25 protein-coding genes are annotated in these 24,592 nt (G+C 59.6%); 20 read left to right on the forward strand and 5 right to left on the reverse strand.

Annotated features, from left to right (window positions below):
* Positions 1–24 precede the first annotated feature (24 nt).
* Together HG264_RS15285 and uvrA are read right to left on the reverse strand one after the other, a co-directional pair.
* Positions 25–1,878 carry a carboxylesterase/lipase family protein gene (locus HG264_RS15285; RefSeq protein WP_169408414.1) on the reverse strand — a complete coding sequence of 618 codons (1,854 nt, stop codon included), beginning with the start codon at positions 1,876–1,878 and terminating at the stop codon, positions 25–27.
* 338 nt (positions 1,879–2,216) lie between these two features.
* Positions 2,217–5,048: an excinuclease ABC subunit UvrA gene (gene uvrA, locus HG264_RS15290; RefSeq protein WP_169408415.1), complete on the reverse strand. Its 2,832-nt coding sequence runs from the start codon at positions 5,046–5,048 to the stop codon at positions 2,217–2,219.
* 195 nt (positions 5,049–5,243) lie between these two features.
* Between uvrA and HG264_RS15295 the strand changes: the two genes are divergently transcribed.
* The 4 genes from HG264_RS15295 (at position 5,244) to HG264_RS15310 (ending at position 8,925) form a co-directional block, all read left to right on the forward strand.
* Entirely contained in the window at positions 5,244–6,599 is a 1,356-nt protein-coding gene (locus HG264_RS15295) for an MFS transporter (protein ID WP_169409164.1), read from the forward strand.
* 28 nt (positions 6,600–6,627) lie between these two features.
* Entirely contained in the window at positions 6,628–7,128 is a 501-nt protein-coding gene (ssb, locus tag HG264_RS15300; RefSeq protein ID WP_169408416.1) for a single-stranded DNA-binding protein, read from the forward strand.
* Between the two features lie 107 nt (positions 7,129–7,235).
* On the forward strand, positions 7,236–7,913 hold the full coding sequence (locus HG264_RS15305; protein ID WP_169408417.1) for a histidine phosphatase family protein: 678 nt from the start codon (positions 7,236–7,238) through the stop codon (positions 7,911–7,913).
* A gap of 127 nt (positions 7,914–8,040) precedes the next feature.
* On the forward strand, positions 8,041–8,925 hold the full coding sequence (locus HG264_RS15310; protein ID WP_169408418.1) for a sugar nucleotide-binding protein: 885 nt from the start codon (positions 8,041–8,043) through the stop codon (positions 8,923–8,925).
* Between the two features lie 49 nt (positions 8,926–8,974).
* On the opposite strand, the gene HG264_RS15315 is transcribed toward HG264_RS15310, so the two are convergent.
* The gene (locus HG264_RS15315; protein WP_169408419.1) at positions 8,975–9,649 is read right to left on the reverse strand and encodes an OmpW family protein; all 675 of its coding nucleotides are present in this window, start codon (positions 9,647–9,649) and stop codon (positions 8,975–8,977) included.
* 194 nt (positions 9,650–9,843) lie between these two features.
* Here HG264_RS15315 and HG264_RS15320 point away from each other — a divergent pair, with 194 nt between their 5' ends.
* Genes HG264_RS15320 through HG264_RS15345 form a run of 6 tightly spaced genes read left to right on the forward strand, consistent with a single transcriptional unit; the run spans position 9,844 to position 14,682 of the window.
* Entirely contained in the window at positions 9,844–10,608 is a 765-nt protein-coding gene (locus HG264_RS15320) for a DUF3450 domain-containing protein (protein WP_169408420.1), read from the forward strand.
* The gene (locus HG264_RS15325) at positions 10,605–11,951 is read left to right on the forward strand and encodes a MotA/TolQ/ExbB proton channel family protein (RefSeq protein WP_169408421.1); all 1,347 of its coding nucleotides are present in this window, start codon (positions 10,605–10,607) and stop codon (positions 11,949–11,951) included. Before HG264_RS15320 ends, HG264_RS15325 begins: the two co-directional genes overlap by 4 nt.
* A complete protein-coding gene (locus tag HG264_RS15330) occupies positions 11,944–12,459 on the forward strand; it encodes a MotA/TolQ/ExbB proton channel family protein (protein WP_256663695.1) in 516 nt (171 codons plus the stop codon). Before HG264_RS15325 ends, HG264_RS15330 begins: the two co-directional genes overlap by 8 nt.
* An 11-nt stretch (positions 12,460–12,470) precedes the next feature.
* The gene (locus HG264_RS15335) at positions 12,471–12,890 is read left to right on the forward strand and encodes a biopolymer transporter ExbD (protein WP_169408422.1); all 420 of its coding nucleotides are present in this window, start codon (positions 12,471–12,473) and stop codon (positions 12,888–12,890) included.
* Positions 12,890–13,576, forward strand: coding sequence for an energy transducer TonB (locus HG264_RS15340; RefSeq protein WP_169408423.1), 687 nt, complete (start codon positions 12,890–12,892; stop codon positions 13,574–13,576). Before HG264_RS15335 ends, HG264_RS15340 begins: the two co-directional genes overlap by 1 nt.
* Positions 13,573–14,682, forward strand: coding sequence for a hypothetical protein (locus HG264_RS15345; RefSeq protein ID WP_169408424.1), 1,110 nt, complete (start codon positions 13,573–13,575; stop codon positions 14,680–14,682). Before HG264_RS15340 ends, HG264_RS15345 begins: the two co-directional genes overlap by 4 nt.
* Before the next feature lie 271 nt (positions 14,683–14,953).
* On the opposite strand, the gene trxA is transcribed toward HG264_RS15345, so the two are convergent.
* Both trxA and HG264_RS15355 read right to left on the reverse strand, forming a co-directional pair.
* Complete coding sequence (trxA, locus tag HG264_RS15350) at positions 14,954–15,835, reverse strand: thioredoxin (protein WP_169408425.1); 882 nt, start codon at positions 15,833–15,835, stop codon at positions 14,954–14,956.
* A 46-nt stretch (positions 15,836–15,881) separates the two neighbouring features.
* The gene (locus HG264_RS15355; protein WP_169408426.1) at positions 15,882–16,544 is read right to left on the reverse strand and encodes a methyltransferase; all 663 of its coding nucleotides are present in this window, start codon (positions 16,542–16,544) and stop codon (positions 15,882–15,884) included.
* Between the two features lie 112 nt (positions 16,545–16,656).
* Here HG264_RS15355 and nrdR point away from each other — a divergent pair, with 112 nt between their 5' ends.
* From nrdR to HG264_RS15405, 10 genes are all read left to right on the forward strand, one after another.
* Entirely contained in the window at positions 16,657–17,130 is a 474-nt protein-coding gene (gene nrdR, locus HG264_RS15360) for a transcriptional regulator NrdR (protein ID WP_169408427.1), read from the forward strand.
* A complete protein-coding gene (ribD, locus tag HG264_RS15365) occupies positions 17,123–18,256 on the forward strand; it encodes a bifunctional diaminohydroxyphosphoribosylaminopyrimidine deaminase/5-amino-6-(5-phosphoribosylamino)uracil reductase RibD (RefSeq protein WP_169408428.1) in 1,134 nt (377 codons plus the stop codon). The genes nrdR and ribD overlap by 8 nt, the downstream gene beginning before the upstream one ends.
* 9 nt (positions 18,257–18,265) lie before the next feature.
* Positions 18,266–19,519 carry a sodium:proton antiporter NhaD gene (nhaD, locus tag HG264_RS15370; RefSeq protein WP_169408429.1) on the forward strand — a complete coding sequence of 418 codons (1,254 nt, stop codon included), beginning with the start codon at positions 18,266–18,268 and terminating at the stop codon, positions 19,517–19,519.
* Positions 19,520–19,554: 35 nt separating this feature from the next.
* Entirely contained in the window at positions 19,555–20,220 is a 666-nt protein-coding gene (locus HG264_RS15375) for a riboflavin synthase (protein ID WP_169408430.1), read from the forward strand.
* Between the two features lie 22 nt (positions 20,221–20,242).
* Positions 20,243–21,337, forward strand: coding sequence for a bifunctional 3,4-dihydroxy-2-butanone-4-phosphate synthase/GTP cyclohydrolase II (gene ribBA, locus HG264_RS15380; RefSeq protein WP_169408431.1), 1,095 nt, complete (start codon positions 20,243–20,245; stop codon positions 21,335–21,337).
* A gap of 58 nt (positions 21,338–21,395) precedes the next feature.
* Positions 21,396–21,872, forward strand: coding sequence for a 6,7-dimethyl-8-ribityllumazine synthase (ribE, locus tag HG264_RS15385; RefSeq protein WP_169408432.1), 477 nt, complete (start codon positions 21,396–21,398; stop codon positions 21,870–21,872).
* The gene (gene nusB / locus HG264_RS15390) at positions 21,873–22,352 is read left to right on the forward strand and encodes a transcription antitermination factor NusB (protein ID WP_169408433.1); all 480 of its coding nucleotides are present in this window, start codon (positions 21,873–21,875) and stop codon (positions 22,350–22,352) included.
* A gap of 29 nt (positions 22,353–22,381) precedes the next feature.
* Complete coding sequence (gene thiL / locus HG264_RS15395) at positions 22,382–23,368, forward strand: thiamine-phosphate kinase (protein ID WP_169409166.1); 987 nt, start codon at positions 22,382–22,384, stop codon at positions 23,366–23,368.
* The gene (locus HG264_RS15400; protein ID WP_169408434.1) at positions 23,369–23,863 is read left to right on the forward strand and encodes a phosphatidylglycerophosphatase A; all 495 of its coding nucleotides are present in this window, start codon (positions 23,369–23,371) and stop codon (positions 23,861–23,863) included.
* A gap of 70 nt (positions 23,864–23,933) precedes the next feature.
* Positions 23,934–24,584 carry a TIGR02281 family clan AA aspartic protease gene (locus HG264_RS15405; RefSeq protein ID WP_169408435.1) on the forward strand — a complete coding sequence of 217 codons (651 nt, stop codon included), beginning with the start codon at positions 23,934–23,936 and terminating at the stop codon, positions 24,582–24,584.
* Positions 24,585–24,592: the final 8 nt, after the last annotated feature.

Consider the following 24,592-nt stretch of genomic DNA (forward strand, 5'->3'; position numbering starts at 1 on the left):
TCTTCTTTTCCGGTGCATAGGGTGCTATGGAAGCGGGTGGGGCGACTGGCCAAACAGCTGTCGAAGCGTGTTCTGTTGCGCTGGGACCAGACCCGCCGTGGTCATAGCCTCTGTCCACGCGCTGTCCACCTGTGCAAGAGACGTCGCTGCCGTTCTTTCGACGAGCGCTTGATCCTCGTTTGCGTTGAATACGATCAGCTTTTCCTCGTCAGTCGCCTCGTTCCAGCTCAACCAGCTGGGCTGGTCACTGCTGAATTCGCCGTTCGGATTTCCGTTCCTGACGAAATCGGCCAGGTAATCCATCATGGCGTCCTCCAGTTCTTCTCTGCCAGGCCTGTTGGTTTCAGTGAAAGGAAGTCCGAACAATCCGTCGCCGCTTCCAAAAAAGAAATGTATTTCGGCTGAATGGCCCGCACCGTAGATGAAATCAAAGGGCGAGGGCCCCGCCTCGGTTCCCCAGCGAAACTCATAGGCGTAAGTGTTCGGTTGGTGAGTTGAAATGACCTGAGCCAGTTCGTCGACGTATTTTGCACGCCAGGCCTGGCCGCCGTAATAACCCGTCATCTCGTACACCGCTTTGTCCTGAGCGGTAGGCAACACGGTATCCAGCGACAGATCGCTTTCCCCATGTGCGACATCAATCAGGTCCATCCACGAATGCTCGCCAGATGGAATACCAAGCGGTTTGATGGCTGCACCGTATAGCGGCATGAATGCCTTTTGCTCGTATTGATTGGCCCCGAGAATCACCGGTACATTATTGAAGTTCCCGGAACGGAACGCCGGCATCCAGCCGCCCTGGGGGACCACGGTGCCGTCCTCGATCGCCCCATATGCTGCAAGCCGGTCGTAATTGAATACAGCCTGGTAAAAGTCGCGTCCATCTGTCTCTGCCAGATAATCCGCCAGGGTGCCCGCGGCTTCCATATTGATGCGCATCGCTTCTGCTGCCTCAGCGGTGATAGGCGCATCAGGCGTCTTTCGGTCTTCCCGAAGCCGAATTACCCATTCGATGTGCGCGTTAGCCGACGCTCTTGCGGTTTCGGTAGAACGCGTGTTCATTGAACCGCTCTGTGACACCGCCCGTGTAAAAAGCCCGGTGCTTTGTTCGGAGACCATCAGGTTGAGGACGTTATGCCCACCGGCTGATTCGCCGGTGATCATTACATTCTGCGGATCACCTCCGAACGCGGCAATATTATCCTGAATCCATTCCAGCGCACGGATGTGGTCAAGCGTGCCGAAGTTTCCGGAATCGGACAGCGCGTCTGCACCCCCGGTCTGGACATCAGGATGGAAAAACCAGCCCAGCGGTCCGAGCCGATATTGCACCGCGACTACGACTACATCAGACCGCTCAGCGAGGGCCTCGAGGTCGTATTGTTTGGTGGTTCCGAAATTATTCGAGCCGCCATGGATCCACACGTAAACGGGCAACTCTTCGTTCTGATAGTCAGGGCGTTGCGGGCGGTATACGTCGAGATAAAGACAATCTTCGCTGCCCACCATTCTGGCTGTTCGCTCCCAGCGCTGAGTGGTTTCGGCTTGTACGCACTCTTCAGCGCGTTTGCTTGCATCAAGAGTCTCGTCCCAGTCATTCGGTGGCAGCGGCGCGCGCCAGCGCAGCTCGCCGACAGGCGGCTGTGCATAGGGCAAGCCGTACCAAACCAGGGAGTTGCCTTTGACAATCCCTTTGATCTGTCCGTTGGGCAACGTCAGCTCAGCAGTACTGTCGGGAATTGGGGTGTCATTATCATCGTCGTCATCATCAAGGCAGCCGCCAAGCAAGAGCGTGCTGGTAATCAGAGCCAGCGTCAGCCCTCGCGCGCGCAGGAAGCGTGGCGAGCGGGTAGGGGGGAATTGCGAGCGGGGATACATAAACCTCTCCTGAATTATTTTATTTGTTACGGGAACGGCTTTAGTCGACACCGCCAGCAGGTGGCGGCGCCTGTTCAAGCGTAGTAGAGCATCTCCAGCGCACGGTGAAGATATAGCTTTCTGATATCGGGCCTGTGCTTCTGTTTATGGTCGAGCGAAGGCGGGGCAGGGATAGACCCGCCGGTCTATTCCCGATTGCTTGCAGACGAGAGGGCGACGTGTCGAGGAGAAGGGAGCAGACCAGCCCGTGAGCGGGTCAGCAGCCCTTAGTTGAACAGAAGAGATACGGGGCGCTGGCGGGCAGCCGCCCCGGTCGAATCCAGATGCGGTTGGAGCCCCTAACTATCACGTTCCAGCAATGGACCAAGGAAATGTCCGGTATGGGAATGTTTGGCCTTGGCGATATCTTCTGGCGTCCCGGTCGCGATGATCTGGCCGCCTTTGGAGCCGCCTTCAGGGCCAAGATCCACTAGCCAGTCGGCTGTCTTGATCACATCGAGGTTGTGTTCGATCACCACAATGGTATTGCCGTGATCACGCAGACGATGCAGCACATCCAGCAATTGTTGTATGTCCGCAAAGTGAAGCCCGGTGGTTGGTTCGTCGAGGATGTACAGGGTCTTGCCCGTATCCCGTTTGGACAACTCCCGGGCCAGCTTTACCCGCTGCGCTTCGCCGCCAGACAGCGTGACCGCCGACTGTCCCAGACGAATATAGGACAGGCCTACATCCATCAGCGTCTGCAATTTCCGCGCAAGCGATGGCACCGCATCAAAGAACTCACGGGCTTCCTCGATAGTCATTTCCAGCACTTCGTGGATGTTCTTGCCCTTGTATTTGATCTCCAGTGTCTCGCGGTTGTAGCGCTTGCTTTTGCATACGTCGCAGGGCACGTAGATGTCCGGCAGGAAGTGCATCTCTACCTTGATCAGCCCGTCGCCCTGACACGCTTCGCAACGTCCGCCCTTGACGTTGAAGGAAAAACGCCCGGCTTTATAACCCCGCGAGCGCGCCTCCTGGGTGCCGGCGAACAGATCCCGTATCGGTGTGAACAGCCCGGTATAGGTGGCCGGGTTGGAGCGCGGCGTGCGGCCGATAGGGCTTTGGTCAATATCAACCACCTTGTCCAGGTGCTGCAAGCCGTCGAAGCTGTCGTAGGGCGAAGCCTCAAGCGTCGTGGCACCATTGAGAGCGGTGGCACTGATCGGATACAGCGTGTTGTTGATCAGGGTCGACTTGCCTGAGCCGGAGACACCTGTCACACAGGTCATCAGACCGATCGGAATCTCCAGATTCACGTTCTGCAGGTTGTTACCGCAGGCCCCTTTGAGGCGCAGCCATTCATCCTTGCGCGGCGGATGCCGCTCGGCCGGCACGGGTATCTTGACGCGGCCGGACAGGTATTTGCCTGTCAGCGAGTCAGGGTGTTCCATCACCTGAGCGGGCGTGCCCTGCGCGACTACCTGGCCGCCGTGCACACCGGCACCGGGGCCGATATCCAGGACATAGTCGGCCATGCGAATGGCGTCTTCGTCATGCTCGACGACGATGACAGTGTTCCCGAGATCGCGCAGATGAATAAGGGTACCCAGAAGCCGTTCGTTATCGCGCTGGTGCAGGCCGATTGAGGGTTCATCGAGAATGTACATAACGCCGACCAGGCCTGCACCAATCTGGCTGGCCAGACGGATACGCTGTGCTTCGCCGCCCGACAGGGTGTCGGCGCTGCGGTCGAGGCTCAGGTAATCCAGCCCGACATTGACCAGGAACATCAGCCGTGCGCGGATTTCCTTGAGAATTTTCTCGGCAATCTCGCCGCGATTGCCGGGCAGATGCAGCTGCATGAAATATTCGGCCGCAGCGCCGACCGGCATGGTGGTAATGCCGGGCAGGTTGCGATCGTCAATGAATACGTGTCGAGCTTCGCGGCGCAAACGTGTACCGTGGCAATCCTGACAGGGCTGGGTACTGAGAAACTTGGCCAGATCCTCGCGCACGGTCTGTGATTCGGTTTCTCTGTATCGGCGCTCCAGGTTAGGCAGAATGCCTTCAAACGGATGCTCACGCTTGACGATGTCGCCCCGGTCGTTCAGGTAACGGAAGGGTACTTTTTCGCTACCGGTACCGTTGAGCACAAGCTTGCGGTGTTTGTCTGACAGGTCAACAAAAGCGGTATCAAGGTCGATGCCGTAATGCCCGGCGAGGGAGCTGAGCATCTGGAAGTAATACACGTTGCGCCGGTCCCAGCCACGTATCGCGCCTTCGGCCAGCGTCAGCTCGCCATTGACCAGGCGCCGCGCATCGAAGAACTGCTTTACCCCCAGGCCGTCGCAGGTACTGCAGGCGCCGGCCGGATTGTTGAACGAGAACAGGCGCGGTTCGAGCTCGCTGATCGAGTGACCGCATATCGGGCAGGCAAAGCGGGCACTGAAGGTCACTTCATCGCCGTCTTCACCCTCCATGGGGGCAACTATCGCAACCCCGTCGGCCAGCTTCAGGGCTGTTTCGAAGGACTCCGCCAGGCGCAATTGCAGGTCTTCGCGGACCTTGAACCGATCGACGACCACCTCAATGGTGTGTTTGCGGTTCTTCTCCAGAACTGGCGCTTCATCAAGGTCATGGATGCGCCCATTGATCCGTGCACGTACGAAACCCTGGGCACGCAGCTCGTCAATCAACGCCAGATGCTCGCCCTTGCGATCACGCATTACCGGCGCGAGCAGCATCAGTTTGCTTCCCTCGGGATACGCCAGAACCTGATCGACCATCTGACTGATCGTCTGGGCCGCGAGAGGTTCGCCATGATCAGGGCAGAGAGGGATGCCTACCCGTGCAAACAGCAGGCGCAGGTAGTCATAGATCTCGGTAATAGTGCCGACCGTCGAGCGCGGGTTATGCGAGGTCGATTTCTGTTCGATGGAAATCGCAGGCGACAAGCCTTCGATATGGTCGACGTCGGGCTTTTCCATGATCGACAGGAATTGCCGGGCATAGGCAGACAGCGATTCAACATAACGACGTTGGCCCTCGGCGTAGAGCGTATCGAACGCCAGAGAGGATTTCCCGGAACCGGACAAACCGGTGATGACGATGAGCTTGTCACGGGGCAGGTCGAGGTCAATGTTCTTCAGGTTGTGGGTACGGGCCCCACGAATAACGATGGTATCCACTGTACATCCACCCAAGGCCAGCAAAGCTGATTAGTATACGTTGCTCATGGCATGCGCGCCAAAAGCGGATACGCTCGGAACATGGCATACCTATCATGGGCAGCCCTGTGTCAGGTTCGCAAAAGCTGCCTGCAAGCATGCTAAAATGCGCACCTTTTGTTCAGGCAGGAGTGTCCATTGAACCAGGCCGATAGCATGATGCCCGCCGAGCGCCGCGCCGCTGCATCATTGGCGGCGGTATTTGCCTTCCGTATGCTCGGACTGTTTATGGTGCTTCCGGTTCTCGCCATTTACGGTCAGGCGCTCGATGGTGCCACGCCGCTGCTTATAGGGGTGGCGATCGGTGCCTACGGCTTTACCCAGGCCTTTCTGCAAATCCCCTTTGGTATGTTGTCGGACCGTATCGGCCGCAAGCCGGTTATTGTCGGCGGGCTTGTGCTGTTTGCGCTGGGTGGGCTGGTCGCCGGACAGGCTGAAAGCATCCAGGGGGTGATCGCCGGCCGCATATTGCAGGGCGCTGGCGCCATTGCCGCGGCGGTTATGGCCTTGGTCGCTGACCTGACCCGGGATCAGCACCGCACCAAAGCGATGGCGATGATCGGTATGAGCATCGGAATTTCCTTCGGCCTGGCCATGGTGGCCGGTCCGCTGATCGCCAGCGCGGCCGGTTTGCAGGGTGTGTTCTATGTGACCAGTCTGTTGGCCATCGCCGGCATGCTCCTGGTGCTGTTGGTTGTACCGGCTCCTGCTCAGCATGTTTCGCGCCACCGCGACGCAGGCGTCGTTCGTTCCGCGGTATTGCCTGCTTTGCGCAACGCCGAGTTATGGCGGCTCAATTATGGCATCGCGGTGCTGCACGCGATTCTGATGGCGAGTTTCGTTGCTATCCCGCTGGCGCTAACTGAGCAGGCCGGGTTGCCCAGCGAGCAGCATTGGTGGGTATACCTCGCGGCGCTGGTTATTTCGTTTGCCGCCATGGTGCCGTGCATTATCTACGCTGAGCGTCGGCGCCGGGTCAAACAGGTGGTGTTGGGCGCTATCCTGCTGCTAGCGCTGGTGCAGCCGATGCTCTGGGCGAGCATGTCGTCGCTGGGCTGGCTGGTTGCCGCAATAGTCCTGTATTTCGTCGGCTTCAATCTGCTCGAAGCGACTCTGCCGTCCCTGCTCAGCAAGCTCGCCCCGGCGGGTGCGAAGGGCACGGCCATGGGCATCTACTCAACCAGCCAATTCATTGGAGCGGCCCTCGGCGGCGTGCTCGGCGGCGCGGTATACGGGGCTTATGGGCTTGGCGGGGTATTCGTCTGCTGCGCCGTGCTTGCCCTTTCATGGCTGCTGATTGGTGTTAAGATGCGTCAACCAGCCTATGTAATCAGCTACCGTCTGCCGTTGCCCCTCGAGCTAGTCAGGGATGAGGATCTGCTCCGGCGAATACTTGCCGTACCGGGGGTGGCTGAGGCGGTTATCGTGGCGGAAGAAGCCGCTGCATACATCAAAGTAGACATTCAAGTGCTGAATCGTGAGCAGCTGGACAGCGTATTGAGTCCGGCCTGAATCAGGCAGCACACAGGAGATTAGTGAGATGGCCAGAGGCGTCAACAAGGTAATTCTGATTGGTAACGTAGGCGGCGATCCGGACGTGCGTTATCTGCCCAATGGCAATGCAGTTGCCAACGTGACCCTTGCGACCAGTGACAGCTGGAAAGACAAGCAGACCGGGCAACAGCAGGAACGGACTGAATGGCATCGCGTGGTGTTCTTCGGTCGTCTGGCTGAAGTGGTCGGGGAATACGTGCGCAAGGGCTCGAAGATGTACATCGAAGGGCGCCTGCAGACCCGTGAATGGGAGAAGGACGGCGTCAAGCGCTATACCACTGAAATTGTGGTGGATATCGGCGGCCAGATGCAGTTGCTCGATGGTCGTCCACAGGGCGGCGAGCAAGGCATGGCTCCGCGCCAACAGCCCCAGCGTCAAGCACCCCAGCAGCAACAATCGGCTCCGCAGCAGCAACAGCGCCCACAGCAGGCGCCGCAGCAACCTGCACCGGACTACGACAGTTTCGATGATGACATTCCGTTCTGAGGATTCATCGCTGAACTGGAGTTGACTGCCAGACCGGACCCGGTTTGACCGAGACGAAGACTCGGTTGCCGGGTTTTCTTTTGCCTTTTTTATAGAACGGGACGGATATGTCCGAAGTGTATTTTGTACGCCATGGCCAGGCCTCCTTTGGTTCCGACAATTACGACAAGCTTTCCGAGACCGGTCACGAACAGGCCCGGCTGCTGGGTGAATATTTTCGTGAGCGTGATATGGAATTCGATCACATTCTGACCGGCAACATGGTCCGTCACCGTGAAACGGCGGAGGGCATCTGTCAGGGTATGGGGTTGCCGAACACGGCCTTCGAAGTGTTTGAAGAACTTAACGAATTCGATTTTCACTCGATCCGGGCTGCCTATTGCGCGCAGTTCCCAGACGACAAGCTTCCGGAGAAACCGGCTATCGCCGATTTTTTCAAGCAGCTGCGCAAGGGCATTCTTTTATGGTCGCAGGGCGAACTCCAAGGCGAGCTGCCGGAAACCTGGGCATGCTTCGAGGACAGGCTGCAGCGCCTGCGTCAGGACCTGATGTCGCGGTGTGCTGGCAAGCGTGTGCTGGCGGTAAGTTCGGGCGGTGCGATCGCCATGATAATGCGCCAGTTACTGCAGGCACCTTGTGAAACGATGATTGAGCTCAATCTGCAAACACGTAACACGGCACTGATACATTGTGTTTTCAACTCACGATCGATGCGTCTGTGCGGCTTCAACAGCGTTCCGCATCTGGACCGCCCGGACCGACAGTCATTGATTACCTACGCTTGACGCGGGCCGTGCTTAGCCAGAGCCTGCTGGCATCTGCAGGGCCAATAGGCCCGAGTTCAACAGGGTGACGCGGGCGCGGGAAACACTGCACAATGTGCGACCTATAAGTAAACACAAGGGCAAGCGGATGCGAATGCGGGTTTTGCTGCTTGGAGGGGAGTCCCGGTTGGGGCAGGCCCTGCTAACCCAGGCGGCGGCAGAGTCAATCAGGATCGACGCACCAGAACCCCCAGAGGGCGGCTGGTTGGTCGATACGCTGGACGATTGCCTCGACACCTTTCAGCCTGACCTCGTTATTGATCTGGTCTTCTATCATGAGCAGTTTCAGCTGAGCCTGCATAATGAACAGCAGCTCGCCACCCAGCGGGCATTTGGCGAGGGCGTTATCGCGGCATGTTCAGCACGCGGTATCACCCGTTTCATGATATCGAGTACCAGAGTGTTCGATGGTCTGAAAAAAGCCACCTATACCGAGCGGGACAAACCTGCACCCGGCGAAGCGGTAGGCGAGCTGCAGGCGCTGCTGGAAAAACAGATCCGCGATGCCGGTGATCAGTATCTGATACTGCGCTTCAGCTGGTTGCTGGATAACTCGCCGGACGGGCAGCTCGGGCGGCTGCTTGACCAATTGCAGCATCAGGATCCGGTACAGCTTGCTGAAGAATGGCGCGGTAACCCGACGCCTGTGGTGGATGCGGCTCGGGTCATACTGGCGGTTCTCAAGCAGCTGGATTGCGAGGCGCCAGTGCATGGGGTTTATCACTACGGAAGTACCGAGCCCACCACCTGGATCAGCTTCGCGCAAAGCGTAACGCAGGAGTTGTTGGCCAGTCACTGCCTGGACAAGGACCCGGTGATACAGCCTGTGCCGTTCAATACCCAGCCGATGGCCGGGCTTGAGCCGCAGAACGCTTCAGTGGTCAGCCGCAAGATTCTGATGACCTACGGTATCAAGTCGCGGTCATGGCGCACCCAGTTGCCGGAGCTGCTGAAAAGCTTCGAGTCGTCATAACGAAAACGGCCGCATCAGCGGCCGTTTTCTTGAAGCAGGCAGGTTGGGCTCAGAACTTGTAGCCCAGGCCAACCATGTAGACCCATGGGTCGACGTCCACATCCACTTCTATCGGTGCACCGCCGAGGCTGGTCTTACCCGTGGTGCTGATATCGATGTAGCGAACCTGCGCGTTCAGCATGACGTTCTCAGTCAGCATGAAGTCCGCCCCGACCTGGCCGGCCAGACCCCACGAATTGTCAAGACGGAAACCATCAAACCCGCCGGCTTCCCTGCTGCTGCTCAGCTCCTCATCGAAGAACCAAGTGAAATTGACGCCCGCACCGACATAAGGCTGGAACGCCGAGTTACTTTGCATCGGGTACCAGATGGCGCTCAGGGTCGGCGGAAGGTGCTTGATAGTGCCTAGCTTGCCATCAAGGGCCCCGAGACCGGAGATGCCAACATCATGTTGGAACGGCGTCGCAGCGAGCAACTCAATCCCGACGCTGTCAGTCAGCATGTACGCGAAGTTCAGGCCGAGCTGGGTATTGCTGTCCAGAGTTGCCTTGCCGCCGAGAGCCACTCCGCCTGCTTCAATGGCTGAACTATCTTCCCGCGGATCAACCGTCACCGCACCGGCGCGGACGATAACGTCGCCTGCCTGGTGAGCGTGGGCGACTGAAGCGGCGAGCAGTGCCGGAGCGATGAGAAGGCCGGCAGCGACTGTAGCGAAGCGTGACATATGGGTACTCCTGGGTAGGTATCGATGGGCTGACTTTACGTGGTTCAAATCTTCCAAACATTGATCTGGAGCAATGGACGCCCGCACTGGGCTGCGACGGGGCGCCACACGCGGTTGAAGTCTGTTGATGCACAGATGATAATGAGTCTCTTTTGTGGTCGAGCTCAATCGAGCCGGCGTCTCGGAGACGTTTAATGAAGGCTGTCTGGTTATTGATACTGGCGTGCATGCCAGGTGCGTTGCTGGCGCAGGATGTCGGCGACCAAGCACTGTCTGAAAGCGAAAGACTCATGGGTGAGGCACGCGAGTCTCAACAACGAATTGATGCGCTGGACGACGCCACCCGTGACGCCCTGCAGCGTTATCGCCAGGCTATACAGCAGCGCGAGCAACTCGCTGACTACAACCGGCAGCTGTCTGAGATGGTTCAGACTCAGCGCAGTGAGCTCGAATCGCTACAGACTCAACTGGCCAGCATCGAGGAAACGCAACGGGAAGTCTTGCCGATGCTGCAGCGGATGCTCGATTCGCTGGAAAGCTTCGTTGCGCTTGATGTCCCGTTCCAGCTCGATGAGCGTAACGAGCGCCTTGCGCAGCTGCGCGATTTGATGGCGCAGCCCGATGTGAGCGTGGCGGAGAAGTACCGCCGCGTGCTTGAGGCCTATCAGATCGAAAGTGATTACGGCCGCACCCTGGAAGCCTGGCGCGGGCCGCTGGAAGTGGACGGCAGCCAGCGTGTCGTGGATTTCCTGCGGCTGGGCAGGGTAATGCTGTTTTATCAGACGCTGGACGGTCGCCGCCAGGGCTACTGGGACGCGGAGAGCAAACAGTGGTCTGCGTTGTCGGATGATTACCACCGCACCTTGCAACAGGGGCTGAGTATCGCCCACCAACAACAGACGCCGGTCATGCTGCGATTACCCCTGCCTCCGGTTCAACAGCAGGAGGCCACGCAATGAAGCGTCTGGTTATCAGTTGTCTCCTTGTCACGCTGACACCCTTTGCCCTGGCTCAACCGGTCAGCCTCGATGAGCTCCTGCGCGATATCCGCGAGGTGCGTAGCCAGGAACAGCAGGCCATGCAGGCTCGCGAATCAGCCTTTATCGCCGAGCGCGACCAGCAGCAGGAAAAAGTTGAAGCGGCTGAAGCCGAGCTGGCGCAAGTTCAGGCTGAGGCTGATCGGCTGAAGGCCGAGTTCGATGAGCTTGAAACGGCGCTGGCCGAGGGCGAAGCCGAGCTCGCCCAGCGCAGCGGCAATCTTGGCGAACTGTTCGGCGTGGTCCGGCAGATTGCCGGCGATACCCAGGGCCAGTGGCAGGATTCTCTGCTGAATCTGCAATTTCCCGAGCGCATGGATCAGCTGGAGGCGTTATCGCAAAGCCGCGGCATTCCTACCATCGAATCACTGGAAGCGTTCTGGTTCACGCTCCAGCAAGACATGACAGCCAGCGGCAAGGTCAGCCGTTTTGAAGCACCTGTGGTTGGCCTGGACGGTGAGCAGCAAACCCTGCCGGTGGTCAGCATAGGCCCGTTCACTGCGCTGCAGGATGATCACTATCTCATCTATCAACCCGAGGCCGACCGGCTTCTGGTCGCGCCGCGCCAGCCTGCCAGGCGCGGCCTGGTTGAAGACTTCGTCGCGCCGCGAGACACGCTGGCAGATTTGTATGTCGACCCGAGCCGCGGCAACGTCGTCCAGCAAATCCAGCTGACCCCATCCCTGTTGGAGCGAGTGCGACAGGGCGGCGTTGTGGGTTACGTGATCATGGCGCTGGGCGTGCTCGGCTTGTTGCTCGCACTGGCCCGGCTGGTATGGCTGCACCGCACCAATACGCGGGTCGACCGGCAGATAGACAATCTGGATCGGCTGAGCGATGACAACCCGCTGGGCCGCGTTCTGGGCGTCATCGGCAGCCAGCCGAAGCTCGAGGAACTGGAAACACTCGAGCTTAAACTGGACGAAGCCATTCTCAAGGAAACGCCCAAGCTCGATCGTTGGCAGGGGCTGATCAAACTGCTGGCCGCCGTCGCGCCGTTACTGGGTCTGCTGGGCACCGTGACCGGTATGATCGCCACCTTCCAGGCAATCACCCTGTACGGCACGGGCGATCCGAAGCTCATGGCTGGGGGTATTTCCCAGGCGCTGGTTACCACAGTGTTGGGCCTGGTCGTGGCGATTCCCTTGCTGTTCCTGCATGGTCTGGTCGCAGCGCGCAGCAAGGCTCTGATTCAGGTGCTTGAGCAGCAGAGTGCGGGTCTCATAGCCCTGCATCTGGGCGGCGAGGAGCGCAAGGGTGAGTGAAGGCCTGCTGCACCTGCAGGACTTTTTTGACAGCGGCGGCTGGGTGCTGTGGGCCATCCTGTTCGCCACTGTCCTGCTGTGGACGCTGATGCTTGAACGGCTTTGGTTTCTTGCCCGGGTGTTTCCCCGGGAAGCCCGCGCGCTTCGCAGCGATTGGCTGGCGCGGTCCGAACGACGCAGCCTGGCCGCGCGGCATATCCGTACCGCCTGGCTATCCCAGGCGCAAATGCGGCTCAACCGCAGCGTACCCATGGTGCGGGTGCTGATTGCTCTGTGTCCGTTGCTGGGTCTGTTGGGCACGGTGACCGGAATGATTCAGGTGTTCGATGTCATGGGGTTGAGCGGCAACGGCAACCCACGCGCGATGGCCTCCGGGGTTTCCCGCGCGACCGTTCCGACAATGGCCGGAATGGTCATCGCCATCAGCGGGCTGTTCTGCCTGGCCCGGCTGGATCAACAGTCCCGTCGCGCGTTTCAGCGGCTCACCGACAAACTGCGTCACGACTAGGATCGATTTTTATGCGCATGCGCAGACATACCGCAATGAGTGATGAAGAGGCCGGGATCGATTTGACCCCGATGCTGGATATCGTCTTCATCATGCTGATCTTCTTCATCGTCACCAGCTCCTTCATCAAGGAAGCCGGAATTACCGTGCAGACACCCTCCGCGGCGAGCGCCTCCGAACAGCCCAAGGGCAACATTCTGATTGCCGTCAGCCCGAACGGTGAAATCTGGATGGATGGCCAGCAGGTGGACATCCGCGCGGTGCGGGCTGCGGTTGAACGTATGCGTGTAGACCAGCCCGACAGCAGCGTGGTGGTGCAGGCCGATCAGGACTCGCGCAGCGGTCTGGTGATTCAGGTCATGGATCAGGTGCGACTGGCCGGGGTGCAGGATGTCGCACTGGCTGCCACCGCCGGCAGCGGAAATCGCTGATGCGATTGCTGTTGAGTTTTTTCGGGGCGCTGCTGGTGGCCCTGGCATTGTTCGCGTTGATGGTGGTGCTGGTGATGCCGCCGCGTGATGACAGTACGCCTGATCAGGAGCTGGCGCGGGTCAGCTTCGTGCGCAGTGTCAGCGATACCAGTAGCGAAAGCCGCGAGCGTCAGCCGCGCGAAGCGCCGGAACGACCGCAGCCGCCGGAGCCTACGCCGCAACCGACACAGCCACAGCAGCAGCCCCAGGTGAGCGCCGAGCTTGATCTGAACATCGAGGTACCGAGCATTGACACGCAGATCAGCTTGAGCAGCGCTCCGAAACTCGAGGGGCTGACCGCTGCTGAGGCTCCAAGCACTCCACCGCCGCCAGCCGCACCGGCGATGGAGGGCGAACCGTCGTTGTCAGAGGAAGTCACGCCGCTGAATGACATCCCGCCCAATTATCCTCAGCGGGCGCTGGCGGCCGGTATCGAAGGGGAAGTGACGCTGGCCTTCACTATTACTGCAGAGGGCAGGGTGGACAACCTGCGGGTAACCCACGCTGAGCCCAGGGGAGTGTTCGATCGCGAAGCGCGGCGGGCGGCGAGTCGTTGGCGGTTTGCCCCCAGACGTGAAAACGGCCAGCCGGTAGCCAGAGAAGCAACCAAGACGCTGTACTTCAAACTTGATGGAGGACGCCGATGAATTGTCTGCGCCAGTGTCTGGCTGCTATGGGGATCTGTGTGGTGCTGTCGACAGGCACCGCTCATGCCCAGCAGGCTATCAATCCTGGCGTGTTCACCGCGCTGAACGCTGCGCAACAGGCGCAGGATTCCGGTGACTATGCCAATGCGCGGTCTCGGCTGGAAGCTGCATTGGAGCAGTCGGCCGGGGGCAGTCTGGAGCGTGCGCTGGTGGAGCAGCGTCTGGGATATCTGGCCATTGCCCGCGACCGCAACGCCGAAGCGATCGACTGGCTGCGCAAGGCGCTGGCGCATGATCAATTGACCGATGATGCCGCGCGCCAGGACCGAATCAATCTTGCGCAGCTGTTGATCATGCAGGAGGCCTATCGCGAAGCGGTAACCCTGCTGGAGCGCGAGCATGCGCAGCAGCCGCTGGGTAATCAGCCGAAGCGCCTGCTGGTTCAGGCCTACAGTCAATTGCAGCAGTACAGCAAGGCAATTCCCATAGCCGAGCAGGTGGTGACGGCCGAGCCGGGCGTGGAGTCAAGCTGGTATCAGTTGCTTGCCGGAATGAATCAGCGTCTGGAACGCTACCGCGAAGCCGAGCGCTGGCTCAAGGTCCTGCTCAAGCGTGAACCGGACAATATACAAGTCTGGCGACAATTGGCGGGCGTGCAGAGTCAGGGTGGTCGCCAGGTGGCGGCTGCAGCGACATTGCGGCTGGCCTATGAATCGGGCATTCGCTTCAGCCCTTCGGATCTGGACAATCTGGTGGCGTTGCAGGTGCGAGCTGGCGCGCCATGGCAGGCCGCGCGCCTGTTGCAAGCCTTGCTCGATCAGCAGTTATTGACTGGCGATGCAACGCGCAGTGAGCGGCTCGCGCAACTCTGGCATCAGGCGCGCGACCACGAGCGCGCGCATGCTGCCTGGCTGGCGCTTGCCAACCGCAGCGGACAGGCCGAACACTGGCTGCGCGCGGCGGGCATACAGTTGCAACAGGGTCAGTGGGATCAGTTGCTGAGCAGCCTCAAACAGGCCGAACCCGGTGCCAGCGCGGAGCAGCGTGATCTGATACGGCAGTGGCAACAGTACGCCCAGAATGCGCTGGCAGAGGGCAATAGCTGAGCGACGACCTATCGCGCACACCTAGGTTTGTATGAGACAGGCTTTCCCGGGAAGGTAGAACGCCAACTCGACCAGAGGCGCTACCGATGAGCACATTGGTCGGAAATGAAACCGGGCGCTATGGTGTGTCGAGCTCCGACTCGACGAGCGATATCGCCGGCTAGCAAGCCGGTCAGGATGGAACCTGACCGGCCAATGCACGTGCAATCTCAGGCTGCCGGTGCTGCCGACATTCGCTCGCTATGGACGAAGTCGGCTCCCGGCAAGTTACTCAATAGAGCGCCTGATACATCTTGCGCCGATACTGAATGGTCAACGGGTCGTCGTTGCCGAGCAGATCGAATACTTCCAGCATGCTGCGCTGCGGACTGTTGTCCGCATACCCGCGGTCGGTCTGGAACAGGACCAATAACGTAGCGAGAGCCGACGCGTAATTCCCATCGGCGAGATCGCGTATTGCCAGTTGATAGCTGGCTTCGCTGTCGCTTGCGTCGGCCGCTCTGCGGGCCTCAAGCGTGTCTCGGACGGGGAAATCGGCTGCCTCTCGCAGGAATCTGATCTGGGCTTTCAACCCGTTGACGGCCTGCTTATGCGCGTCCTTATCGGTAACTGAATCAATCACCTGTTCAGCTTCGTCCGGCTGGTCGTCCATTACCAGAGTCTTAGCCAGCAACACCAGTAACCCGTCATCCGGCTGTGCCGCAATCGCCTGCTGCAGCAACGCCTGGGCCTGTTGATAGGCACCGGCGGCAATCAGCTCGTGAGTCTGACCAGCTACGTCCATCGACTCGTCCTGAGGTTCATCTGCCGGTTCGGCAACGTGTGGTTGCAGCATGGTGCGAATTGCGCTTTCCGGCTGTACGCCAGCGAAACCATCGACCGGCTGGCCATCCTTGAACAGCACTACAGTGGGCAGGCTGCGGATACCGAAGCGCTCCGAAAGCGCTGCCTGGGCGTCGCAATCCACCTTGGCCAGCAGGAGTTCGCCGCCGTAACCCTCGGTGATTGTCGCCAGTATCGGCATCAATGCCTTGCAGGGCGCGCACCACTCAGCCCAGAAATCGACCAATACAGGTTTATGGAAAGAGTTTTCCAGAACGAAGCGGTCGAAATCCTCGGCGGTAACATCAAAAATGTAAGGCGATTGGCTCATGGGGCTTCCAGGGCTAAGGTGGCTATCGGGGTAATATGGTGGCGACTCAGGGATATTCAAGACCGGCGCCGTAGAGCGCAACCTGACGAAATTCCAGTGGTTCACCGAGGTCGGGCAGGGTCTGGCCAGACAATGTCTCGAGTCGGCGGTAGCCCGGGTGATGAAGATTGCGAACCCGGGAATCGGCGATCAGCACCCGTGTGCTGCGAGCCGTGAAATGGTCCAGAAACACGCGGTTGTCTGCATCGTAAAGCACATCGGCAGCCAGGATCATGTCCAGCGTGCCGTCAACTGCGAAAAAGTCCTCTGCCAGCTCGATGTCGAGCGCGTTGAGTTCGGCGTTCAGCTGGCTGGCCCAGCGCGCCGGAAGGTCCAGATCGCAGGCAATGCTGGTGCTGGCACCGGCGGCGCGGCAGGCAAGGGCGACGATGCCCGAGCCGGCACCAAAATCCAGCACCCGCTTGCCGCGTACCTGTTCTGGATGATCCAGTACCCAGCGGGCCAATGCCAGGCCGCTGCCCCAGCAGAATCCCCAATAGGGCGGTCTCTCCAGCAGGGCGCGCGTCTCCTCTTCGGCGAAAGCGCGATCCAGGTTGACCGGGTCCAGTAGCCACAGGCGCAATTCAGGCAGTCCCGGCAGCTCGGTAGGCACCAGACGTGCTGCGCTCAGCACCTCCTGCAGCACGGTTTCGAGTTGATTCAACAGCATCGAGAGCATCTTGTAGGTCGTAAGGACGGGCAGTGTAACCCTTCGCAGCGATTTATTAGCAGTCTGGTTGGGAGTAACATGGGGGCCGCTATTTTATCCTCAGGATTTTCCTATGCATTGTCCGTTCTGTGGCGCTCACGATACCAAGGTGATCGATTCCCGGCTGGTAACCGACGGGGATCAGGTACGCCGTCGCCGCGAGTGTCTGGCTTGTCAGGAGCGCTTCACCACCTTCGAGATTGCCGAGCTGGTGATGCCGCGGCTGGTCAAGCAGGACGGTCGCCGTCAGCCCTTTGATGAAGAAAAACTGCGTGCAGGCCTGCTACGCGCCATGGAGAAGCGGCCAGTCAGTGTCGAGGAAATCGAGGCTGCCATCAGCCGCATCAAACACAGATTGCGTGCCACCGGTGAGCGTGAAATCAAGGCTATGGTGGTCGGTGAAATGGTGATGGACGAGCTCAAGCAGCTGGACGAAGTCGCCTATATCCGCTTTGCCTCGGTGTATCGCCGTTTCCAGGATCTGGATCAGTTCCGTGAGGAAATCGAACGACTGTCGCAACGTGCCAAGGCCGAGCCGGATGTCTGATTCGGACATTCTTGACCGCCAGATGATGGCTCGCGCCGTGCAGCTAGCTGCGCGCGGCCTGTATACCACCGAACCGAATCCGCGGGTTGGCTGCGTGCTGGTACGTGACGGCGAGATCGTTGGTGAAGGCTGGCATGTACGGGCAGGCGAAGGCCATGCAGAGGTCAATGCGCTGGCCATGGCAGGCGCACGCGCCAAGGGCGCAACCGCCTACGTCACGCTAGAGCCTTGCAGTCATTTCGGCAAGACGCCACCCTGCGCCGACGGCCTGATCAAGGCAGGCGTAGCACGGGTCGTCGCAGCCATGCAGGATCCCAATCCTCAAGTCGCGGGTCGAGGCCTTGCCCGCCTGCATGATGCAGGTATCGTGGTGCAATGCGGTGTGCTGGAGAATGAGGCGCGCGCGCTCAATCCGGGGTTCATCAAGCGTATGGAAACCGGGCGGCCGTGGGTCCGCATGAAACTGGCGATGAGCCTCGACGGGCGCACTGCGATGGCCAGCGGTGAAAGTCAGTGGATTACCGGGCCCGAGGCGCGCGGTGACGTTCAGCGTCTGCGTGCGCGCAGCGGTGCGGTTATCAGCGGCGCCGACAGTGTGCTACTGGACGACTCGGCACTGACCGTGCGCGCTAGCGAGCTTGGATTGCCTGAAGCCGAAGCCATCGCCGCCGCAGCGCGCCAGCCGCTCAGGGTGCTGGTCGACGGGAGACTGCGGGTGCCGCTGGAAAGCCGGCTGTTTCGCCAGGCAGGACCGGTCTTGGTAGCCTGTCGCATGCAGCGTGGGCGCGCCCCGGACTATGGATTCGCCGGTGCCGAGCTGTTGTCCTTGCCGGATGAAGCAGGTGAACAGGTCGATCTTCAGGCCTTGCTGCTCGAGTTGGCCAGCCGTGGCTGCAATGAGGTGCTGGTTGAGTCCGGCGCCGGACTATCGGGCGCGTTCTACCGGGCCGGGCTGGTCGATGAACTGGTTGTGTATATGGCCCCCCGCTTGCTTGGCAGCCGCGGTCGTCCGCTGGTCGAGCTGCCCTTTGATTCCATGAGTGAAGCCCAGGATCTCGACATCATCGACATGCGTGCGGTCGGTCGGGACTGGCGTATTACCGCGCGACCGGTTTTTCCTTCCTGAGACAGTAATATGAGTGCATTTGAAGTTGTTCTGATTCTGCTGGCAGTGTTGGCTGTGGCGGGCGTGGTGCTGGAGGAGGTTACCCACGTCAGCAAGGCGATGGTGGTGTTGTTCTTTGGTACGCTGGCGTGGATTTTGATGTTTATTGCCGCGCCGGATGAACTGGCTCGTGCCAGAGTGCAGGAGGCACTGAATCACAATATTCTGGACATCGCCGGCCTCTGGCTGTTTCTGATGGCGACCATGACTTTTGTGGCGTACCTGAACAAGAAAGGGCTTATCGACAGCGTTATCTTCAAGATACTGCCAACCCATGTCAGCGAGCGTAAACTGCTGTTTCTTACGGCTATATTCTGCTTTCTGTTTTCCTCCATCGCCGACAACATCACCGCCACGCTGGTGTCCATGGCGCTGGTGCTGAGCCTGCGTCTGGAGCTGCGCAAGACGTTGCGGTTTGCCACGCTGGTGGTGTTCTCGGTGAACTCCGGCGGCGTAGCGATGATTACCGGTGACGTCACCACCCTGATGATATTTCTCGCCGGAAAGCTCGAAATCACCCATCTGCTGTTTCTTATCGTTCCTTCGCTGTTAGCGGTCCTGTTGCTGGCGTCGCTGTTATCCATCGGCATGAACGATCGGGTGGTGATCGATAAGAGCGCGAAGGTGCATTCGCAAAAGGTAGAGCGGGTCATTGCGACGATTTTCCTGCTGACCATCATCGGCACCATTCTGGGCAGTCTGTTGTTCGAAATTCCGCCGCTGCTGAGCTTCCTCGGCGGGCTGGCGCTGATGTTCCTGGTCGCGCATTTTCTTAATGAAGATGTGGCCAACGATCCGATCCTCGAATACATCCGCGCCATCGAATTCGAGACGCTGCTGTTCTTCCTCGGCATCCTGTTGCTTGTCGGCATGTTGCAGTTTATCGGCGTGCTGCATGGCCTCACTGCGTTGTATGACGTGGTACCGGTGTTGCTCGCCAACTTCCTGATGGGCGTGCTGTCGGCGCTGATCGACAACGTGCCCCTGACCGCCGCGCTGCTGAAATCCGACCTGGAGATGAGCGTGGCTGAGTGGATGGGGCTGACTTATGCTGTCGGAGTAGGGGGTTCCCTGCTTATAATTGGCTCCGCCGCAGGCATCGTGGCGATGAGTAAGGTGCCGGGGCTGACTTTCATCTCCTATTTGCGCAGCTTCGGCCTGCTGTTCCTTTCCTTCGCCGTCGGTTTCGTGGCGGTATATTTGACCGGATTGATGATCGAATGACCACGGGCTGACATCCAACCCCAACAGAGGCGTCTATGTTTACCGGCATTATCGAAGCGGTGGGCCAAATTCAGAGCATGCAGCCGCGCAGCGGTGACGTGCGAGTGTATGTAAAGACCGGCAAACTGGATCTTGCCGATGTGAAACTGGGCGACAGCATTGCCGTTAACGGCGTGTGCCTGACAGCCGTGGAATTGCCAGGCGATGGATTCTGGGCGGATGTGAGTCAGGAAACCATGCGTCGTACCGCCTTTACCCGGCTCAAGACCGGCAGTCAGGTCAACCTGGAGAAAGCGCTTACGGCAAGCACGCGTCTGGGTGGCCACATGGTCAGCGGTCATGTTGATGGCGTCGGGCATGTACTGTCGCGTAGCGAAGAAGCCCGCTCGGTGCGCTTTCGCATCGAAGCGCCAGCGGCGCTGGCCAGATACATTGCCGAGAAAGGTTCGATTACGGTTGATGGCACCAGCCTCACCGTGAATGCGGTGGATGGCGCTGTGTTCGATCTGAATATCGTGCCGCATACCATCCAGGAGACCGTGATGGGCGAGTACCAGCCCGGCCATCCGGTCAACCTGGAGGTCGACGTAATTGCGCGTTATCTGGAGCGCCTGTTGCTCGGTGACAAGGCTGCCGAGTCCGGTTCGGGCAGCACAATCAATATGGCTTTTCTGGCCGAAAACGGCTTCCTCAAGCCCTGAATTACGAGCCCGGGAGGGCCTTATGAAACTGAACACAATCGAAGAACTGGTTGAAGATATTCGTCTGGGCAAGATGGTCATCCTCATGGATGACGAAGACCGCGAAAACGAAGGCGATCTGATCATGGCCGCCGAGGCCTGCCAGGCGGAGCACATCAATTTCATGGCCCGGCATGGTCGCGGTCTTATCTGCATGCCGATGAGCCTGGAGCATTGCGAGCGGCTCAAGTTACCGCTGATGGTTCAACGTAACAGCTCGGGCTTCGGTACCAAATTCACCGTTTCGATCGAGGCGGCTGAAGGGGTCACCACGGGCATCTCTGCGGCTGATCGGGCGCGCACCGTGCAGGCCGCCGCCGCGCGTGATGCGGTTGCCGAAGATATCGTCAGCCCCGGCCACATTTTCCCGCTGATGGCTCAGCCCGGCGGCGTGCTGGCGCGGGCAGGTCACACCGAAGCGGCCTGCGACCTGGCGCGGATGGCCGGGTTTGGTGAGTCCGGGGTGATCTGCGAAATCATGAACGAGGACGGCAGCATGTCGCGTCGCCCCGAGCTTGAGGCTTTCGCCGAAGAACACGGTCTCAAGATCGGTACCATTGCCGACATGATCCACTATCGTCTGCTCAACGAACACACCGTGCAGCGCCTGTCCGAGCAACCGCTGGATACCGAACTTGGCAGCTTCAATCTGGTCACCTACCGCGATAGCCTCGATGGTTCGGTGCACCTTGCGCTGACCCTCGGTCAAATCGAACCCGAAGAGCCCACCCTGGTGCGCGTCCACAACATGGACCCTCTGCGCGATCTGTTCATGGTCAAGCAGCCGGGCCGCTGGAGCCTGCGCGCCGCCATGGCCAAGCTGGCCGAACAAGGCAATGGCGTGGTCCTGCTTTTGGGTAATCAGATGAACGGCGAGGAGTTGTTGTACCACGTCAGGCAGCTGACCGGCGATGAAGCACCGGCGCGGCGCCCGGCTACTTACAATACTGTAGGGGCTGGTTCGCAGATTCTGCGCGATCTGGGTGTGCGCAAGATGCGTCTGTTGTCCACGCCGATGAAATTCAATGCCATATCCGGTTTCGACCTGGAAGTAGTAGAATACGTGCCCTGCGAATAAACGCATTGATTTGCGGCTGCGCCATGGAGTGCAGCCGGTTCTTTAAGAGAGAGTAAATATGACTGCTATCCGTACCATTGAAGGCGATTTCGTTGCAGCCGACGGACGTTACGCACTGGTTGTAGGCCGCTTCAACAGCTTCGTGGTGGAAAGCCTCGTAGCTGGCGCTGTTGATACGCTCAAGCGCCACGGCGTCAAGGAAGCCGATATCACTATCATCCGGGTTCCGGGCGCCTTCGAGATTCCGCTGATGGTGCAGAAAGTAGCTGAACTCAAGGACTATGACGCCATCATAACCTTGGGTGCGGTCATTCGGGGCGGCACACCGCACTTTGAATATGTGGCTGGCGAGTGCGTCAAGGGTGTCGGAGCGGTGTCGCTGGACTTCGGCGTACCGGTTGCTTTCGGCGTATTGACTGTCGACAGCATCGAGCAGGCTATCGAGCGTTCCGGCACCAAAGCCGGCAATAAGGGCGCAGAGGCAGCCTTGTCTGCAATCGAAATGGTCAGCGTGATCAAGCAGTTGGGGGCTTAAGTGAGCGATTCCGAGCAGCAACCGCCGGCGGCCGGTCGCCCCAAGGCTTCAGCGCGTCGCAAGGCGCGCAGCATGGCGGTGCAGGCGCTTTACTCCTGGCAGATCGCGGGTATGCCGTTGTCTGATATCGAGGCGCAGTTTCGTACCGATAACGACTTCGGCAAGGTTGATGGCGCCTATTTCCATGAGTTGCTCACCGGCGTGCCGCGCAACCTCACTGAGCTGGATGGTTATCTCGATAGCGTGCTGGACCGTCCGGTGAAGGATATCGATCCGATCGAGTTGGCGGTACTGCGCATCGGCGTGTATGAACTGAGCAAGCGCATCGACGTACCCTACAAGGTCGTTATCAACGAAGGCATCGAGATGGCCAAGATCTTTGGTGCTACCGAGGGCCATAAATACGTCAACGGCATTCTCGACAAGCTGGCGCCACGCCTGCGCAGTGTCGAGGTCAACGCCTCCCGCCGGGGGCGTTGAAGCCCAGGGCTGGAGCCGCAGCCATGCCGCTGGGTGAATTCAAGTTGATTAATCGCTATTTCCAGGGCGCCGCTCTGGAAATGGCCGGCGACCAATCGGTGATAGCCCTCGGCATTGGTGATGACGCAGCACTGCTGGATATCCCCACAGACCGGCAGCTGGTGATCTCCACCGACTCGCTGGTACAGAACACGCATTTTCCCTCCCGTTATTCCCCGGATGACCTCGCGTATCGCGCACTGGCTGTCGCCGTCAGTGATTTGGCTGCCATGGCAGCGCGTCCACTGGCGTTCACGCTTGCACTGACATTGCCTGATGTTGACGAGGACTGGCTAGCCGGGTTTGCCCGTGGGCTGGCTGACGCTGCACAGGCTTTTCAGGTCAGTTTGATTGGTGGCGATACGACTCGCGGTCCTCTCAACATCGGAGTAACTGTTTACGGCGACGTACCGCGCGGGCTCGGTTTGCGGCGCAGCGGCGCGGTGCCCGGTGATCTGCTGTGTGTTGGCGGTCCGCTGGGTGACGGTGCTGGCGGGCTTGCCGTAGTGCTTGAACGCGATTTGCCGCCGGGGCTGTCGGCGGAACATCGCGATTATCTGAACCGGCGTTTCTGGCGCCCGGGCGCTCAGTGCGAGTTTGGGCAAGCATTGGCAGGTATCGCCAGTGCCGGGCTGGATGTGTCGGATGGTCTGCTTGCTGACGCAGGGCACCTCGCCAGCCGTAGCGGCGTAGCCGTGCATATTCGTGCCGCTGATCTTCCGCATTCGCCAGCGCTCGGTAATTGGAGCGCATCGCAACGGTTGCAGTGGATGTTGGGCGGTGGCGATGATTACGTGCTGCTGTTCAGCCTGCCGGCCGCCCACCGTGCTTCGCTTGATGCATGGCAGGCATGCGGCTGGGATGTCAGCGTGATCGGGGAGATCCGCGACGGAGAAGGCGTCTGGCTGGACCAAGGCGCCGGGCCGCAGCGTATCGCGCGGCCAGCCGGCTATAACCATTTTCAAGGAGCCGAATAAATGGCTGACTTACGCGAGCCTACGCCCGCATCCGTCTGGCGCAATCCGATTCATTTTCTGGCGTTCGGGTTCGGCAGCGGGGCTGCGCCCAAGGCACCTGGCACTTTCGGCACGCTGGCCGCCATGCCGTTCATCCTGCTATGGCAGCAGTTGCCGCCAGGTGGGTACAGCCTGGTGCTGGTATTCAGTACGCTATTCGGGATCTGGTTATGCCATCGCACCGCCGCTGATCTGGGCGTGCACGACCATGGTGGTATCGTCTGGGACGAGTTTGTCGGTGTATGGATAGCTCTGTGGCTGGCACCCGTTGGATGGGGATGGTTGGTCGCCGGTTTCTTGCTGTTCCGTTTGTTTGATATATGGAAGCCCTGGCCGATTGGTTGGGTGGACAGAAAGGTTCACGGTGGCCTGGGTATCATGCTCGATGACATTCTCGCCGGGTTCATGGCGCTGATCGCGCTGCTGATCGCCGAGGTCGCGCTGGGCCGGTTCTGATCAACTGTATGGATGCATAATCGCGGCTGATCATTGCCGCGGCCTTGAGACTGACAATGGATGCCGCTCAATGAATATCCCGCACCGCTGCGCACTGTTCCTCGCCTTGCTATTGATTGCTGCCCCGACATCTGCCGAACCCGTGGTACGCGTCGTTGGGCTATTCTCCGGCGCGGCGGTCATAACCATCGATGGCCAGCGGCATATGCTCCGTGTTGGTAAGCCGGGGCCGCAGGGTATAGAGCTGCTTTCAGCCGACAGTGACAGTGCTCGCCTCGCTATCAATGGCAAGCCTCGGGAGTTCCGGCTGCAAAAGGATTTCTCGCAGAGCAGTGCGCAGCCGGATAAGCAACGGGTGGTAGTACCGCGCGGGCAGGGAGGACATTTTCGCATTCAGGGCTCGATAAACGGCCATGGCGTGCCTTTCCTGATCGATACCGGCGCCACCAGCGTGGCAATGAACTCCGCCCATGCGCGGCGGCTGGGTATCGACTACAAGCTCGCCGGCACTCGGGTGGGCGTGACCACCGCCAGTGGCATCGCAAACGGATATCGCGTACAGCTGGAGCGTATCAAGGCCGGCGAAATCGAACTCTACAATATCGAAGGAATGGTGATAGAGGGCAGCTACCCCACCGAAGTTCTGCTGGGTATGACTTTTCTCAGCCGGCTGCGGTTGGTTGATGAGGGCAATATATTGGTCATGGAACGCCGCTATTGATCTTCGAG

Source organism: Pseudomonas sp. gcc21 (assembly GCF_012844345.1).
Lineage (GTDB): Bacteria > Pseudomonadota > Gammaproteobacteria > Pseudomonadales > Pseudomonadaceae > Halopseudomonas.

Coding starts and splice junctions, on each gene's coding strand:
- HG264_RS15400 (WP_169408434.1), top strand. CDS start 23,369: ATGGCTGACTTACGCGAGCCTACGCCCGCATCCGTCTGGCGCAATCCG.
- trxA (WP_169408425.1), bottom strand. CDS start 15,835: ATGAGCCAATCGCCTTACATTTTTGATGTTACCGCCGAGGATTTCGAC.
- ribBA (WP_169408431.1), top strand. CDS start 20,243: ATGAAACTGAACACAATCGAAGAACTGGTTGAAGATATTCGTCTGGGC.
- HG264_RS15315 (WP_169408419.1), bottom strand. CDS start 9,649: ATGTCACGCTTCGCTACAGTCGCTGCCGGCCTTCTCATCGCTCCGGCA.
- HG264_RS15335 (WP_169408422.1), top strand. CDS start 12,471: ATGCGCATGCGCAGACATACCGCAATGAGTGATGAAGAGGCCGGGATC.
- HG264_RS15345 (WP_169408424.1), top strand. CDS start 13,573: ATGAATTGTCTGCGCCAGTGTCTGGCTGCTATGGGGATCTGTGTGGTG.
- ribE (WP_169408432.1), top strand. CDS start 21,396: ATGACTGCTATCCGTACCATTGAAGGCGATTTCGTTGCAGCCGACGGA.
- nhaD (WP_169408429.1), top strand. CDS start 18,266: ATGAGTGCATTTGAAGTTGTTCTGATTCTGCTGGCAGTGTTGGCTGTG.
- HG264_RS15355 (WP_169408426.1), bottom strand. CDS start 16,544: ATGCTGTTGAATCAACTCGAAACCGTGCTGCAGGAGGTGCTGAGCGCA.
- HG264_RS15310 (WP_169408418.1), top strand. CDS start 8,041: ATGCGAATGCGGGTTTTGCTGCTTGGAGGGGAGTCCCGGTTGGGGCAG.
- HG264_RS15375 (WP_169408430.1), top strand. CDS start 19,555: ATGTTTACCGGCATTATCGAAGCGGTGGGCCAAATTCAGAGCATGCAG.
- ribD (WP_169408428.1), top strand. CDS start 17,123: ATGTCTGATTCGGACATTCTTGACCGCCAGATGATGGCTCGCGCCGTG.
- HG264_RS15320 (WP_169408420.1), top strand. CDS start 9,844: ATGAAGGCTGTCTGGTTATTGATACTGGCGTGCATGCCAGGTGCGTTG.
- HG264_RS15405 (WP_169408435.1), top strand. CDS start 23,934: ATGAATATCCCGCACCGCTGCGCACTGTTCCTCGCCTTGCTATTGATT.
- HG264_RS15295 (WP_169409164.1), top strand. CDS start 5,244: ATGATGCCCGCCGAGCGCCGCGCCGCTGCATCATTGGCGGCGGTATTT.
- HG264_RS15285 (WP_169408414.1), bottom strand. CDS start 1,878: ATGTATCCCCGCTCGCAATTCCCCCCTACCCGCTCGCCACGCTTCCTG.
- HG264_RS15305 (WP_169408417.1), top strand. CDS start 7,236: ATGTCCGAAGTGTATTTTGTACGCCATGGCCAGGCCTCCTTTGGTTCC.
- HG264_RS15340 (WP_169408423.1), top strand. CDS start 12,890: ATGCGATTGCTGTTGAGTTTTTTCGGGGCGCTGCTGGTGGCCCTGGCA.
- ssb (WP_169408416.1), top strand. CDS start 6,628: ATGGCCAGAGGCGTCAACAAGGTAATTCTGATTGGTAACGTAGGCGGC.
- HG264_RS15325 (WP_169408421.1), top strand. CDS start 10,605: ATGAAGCGTCTGGTTATCAGTTGTCTCCTTGTCACGCTGACACCCTTT.
- nrdR (WP_169408427.1), top strand. CDS start 16,657: ATGCATTGTCCGTTCTGTGGCGCTCACGATACCAAGGTGATCGATTCC.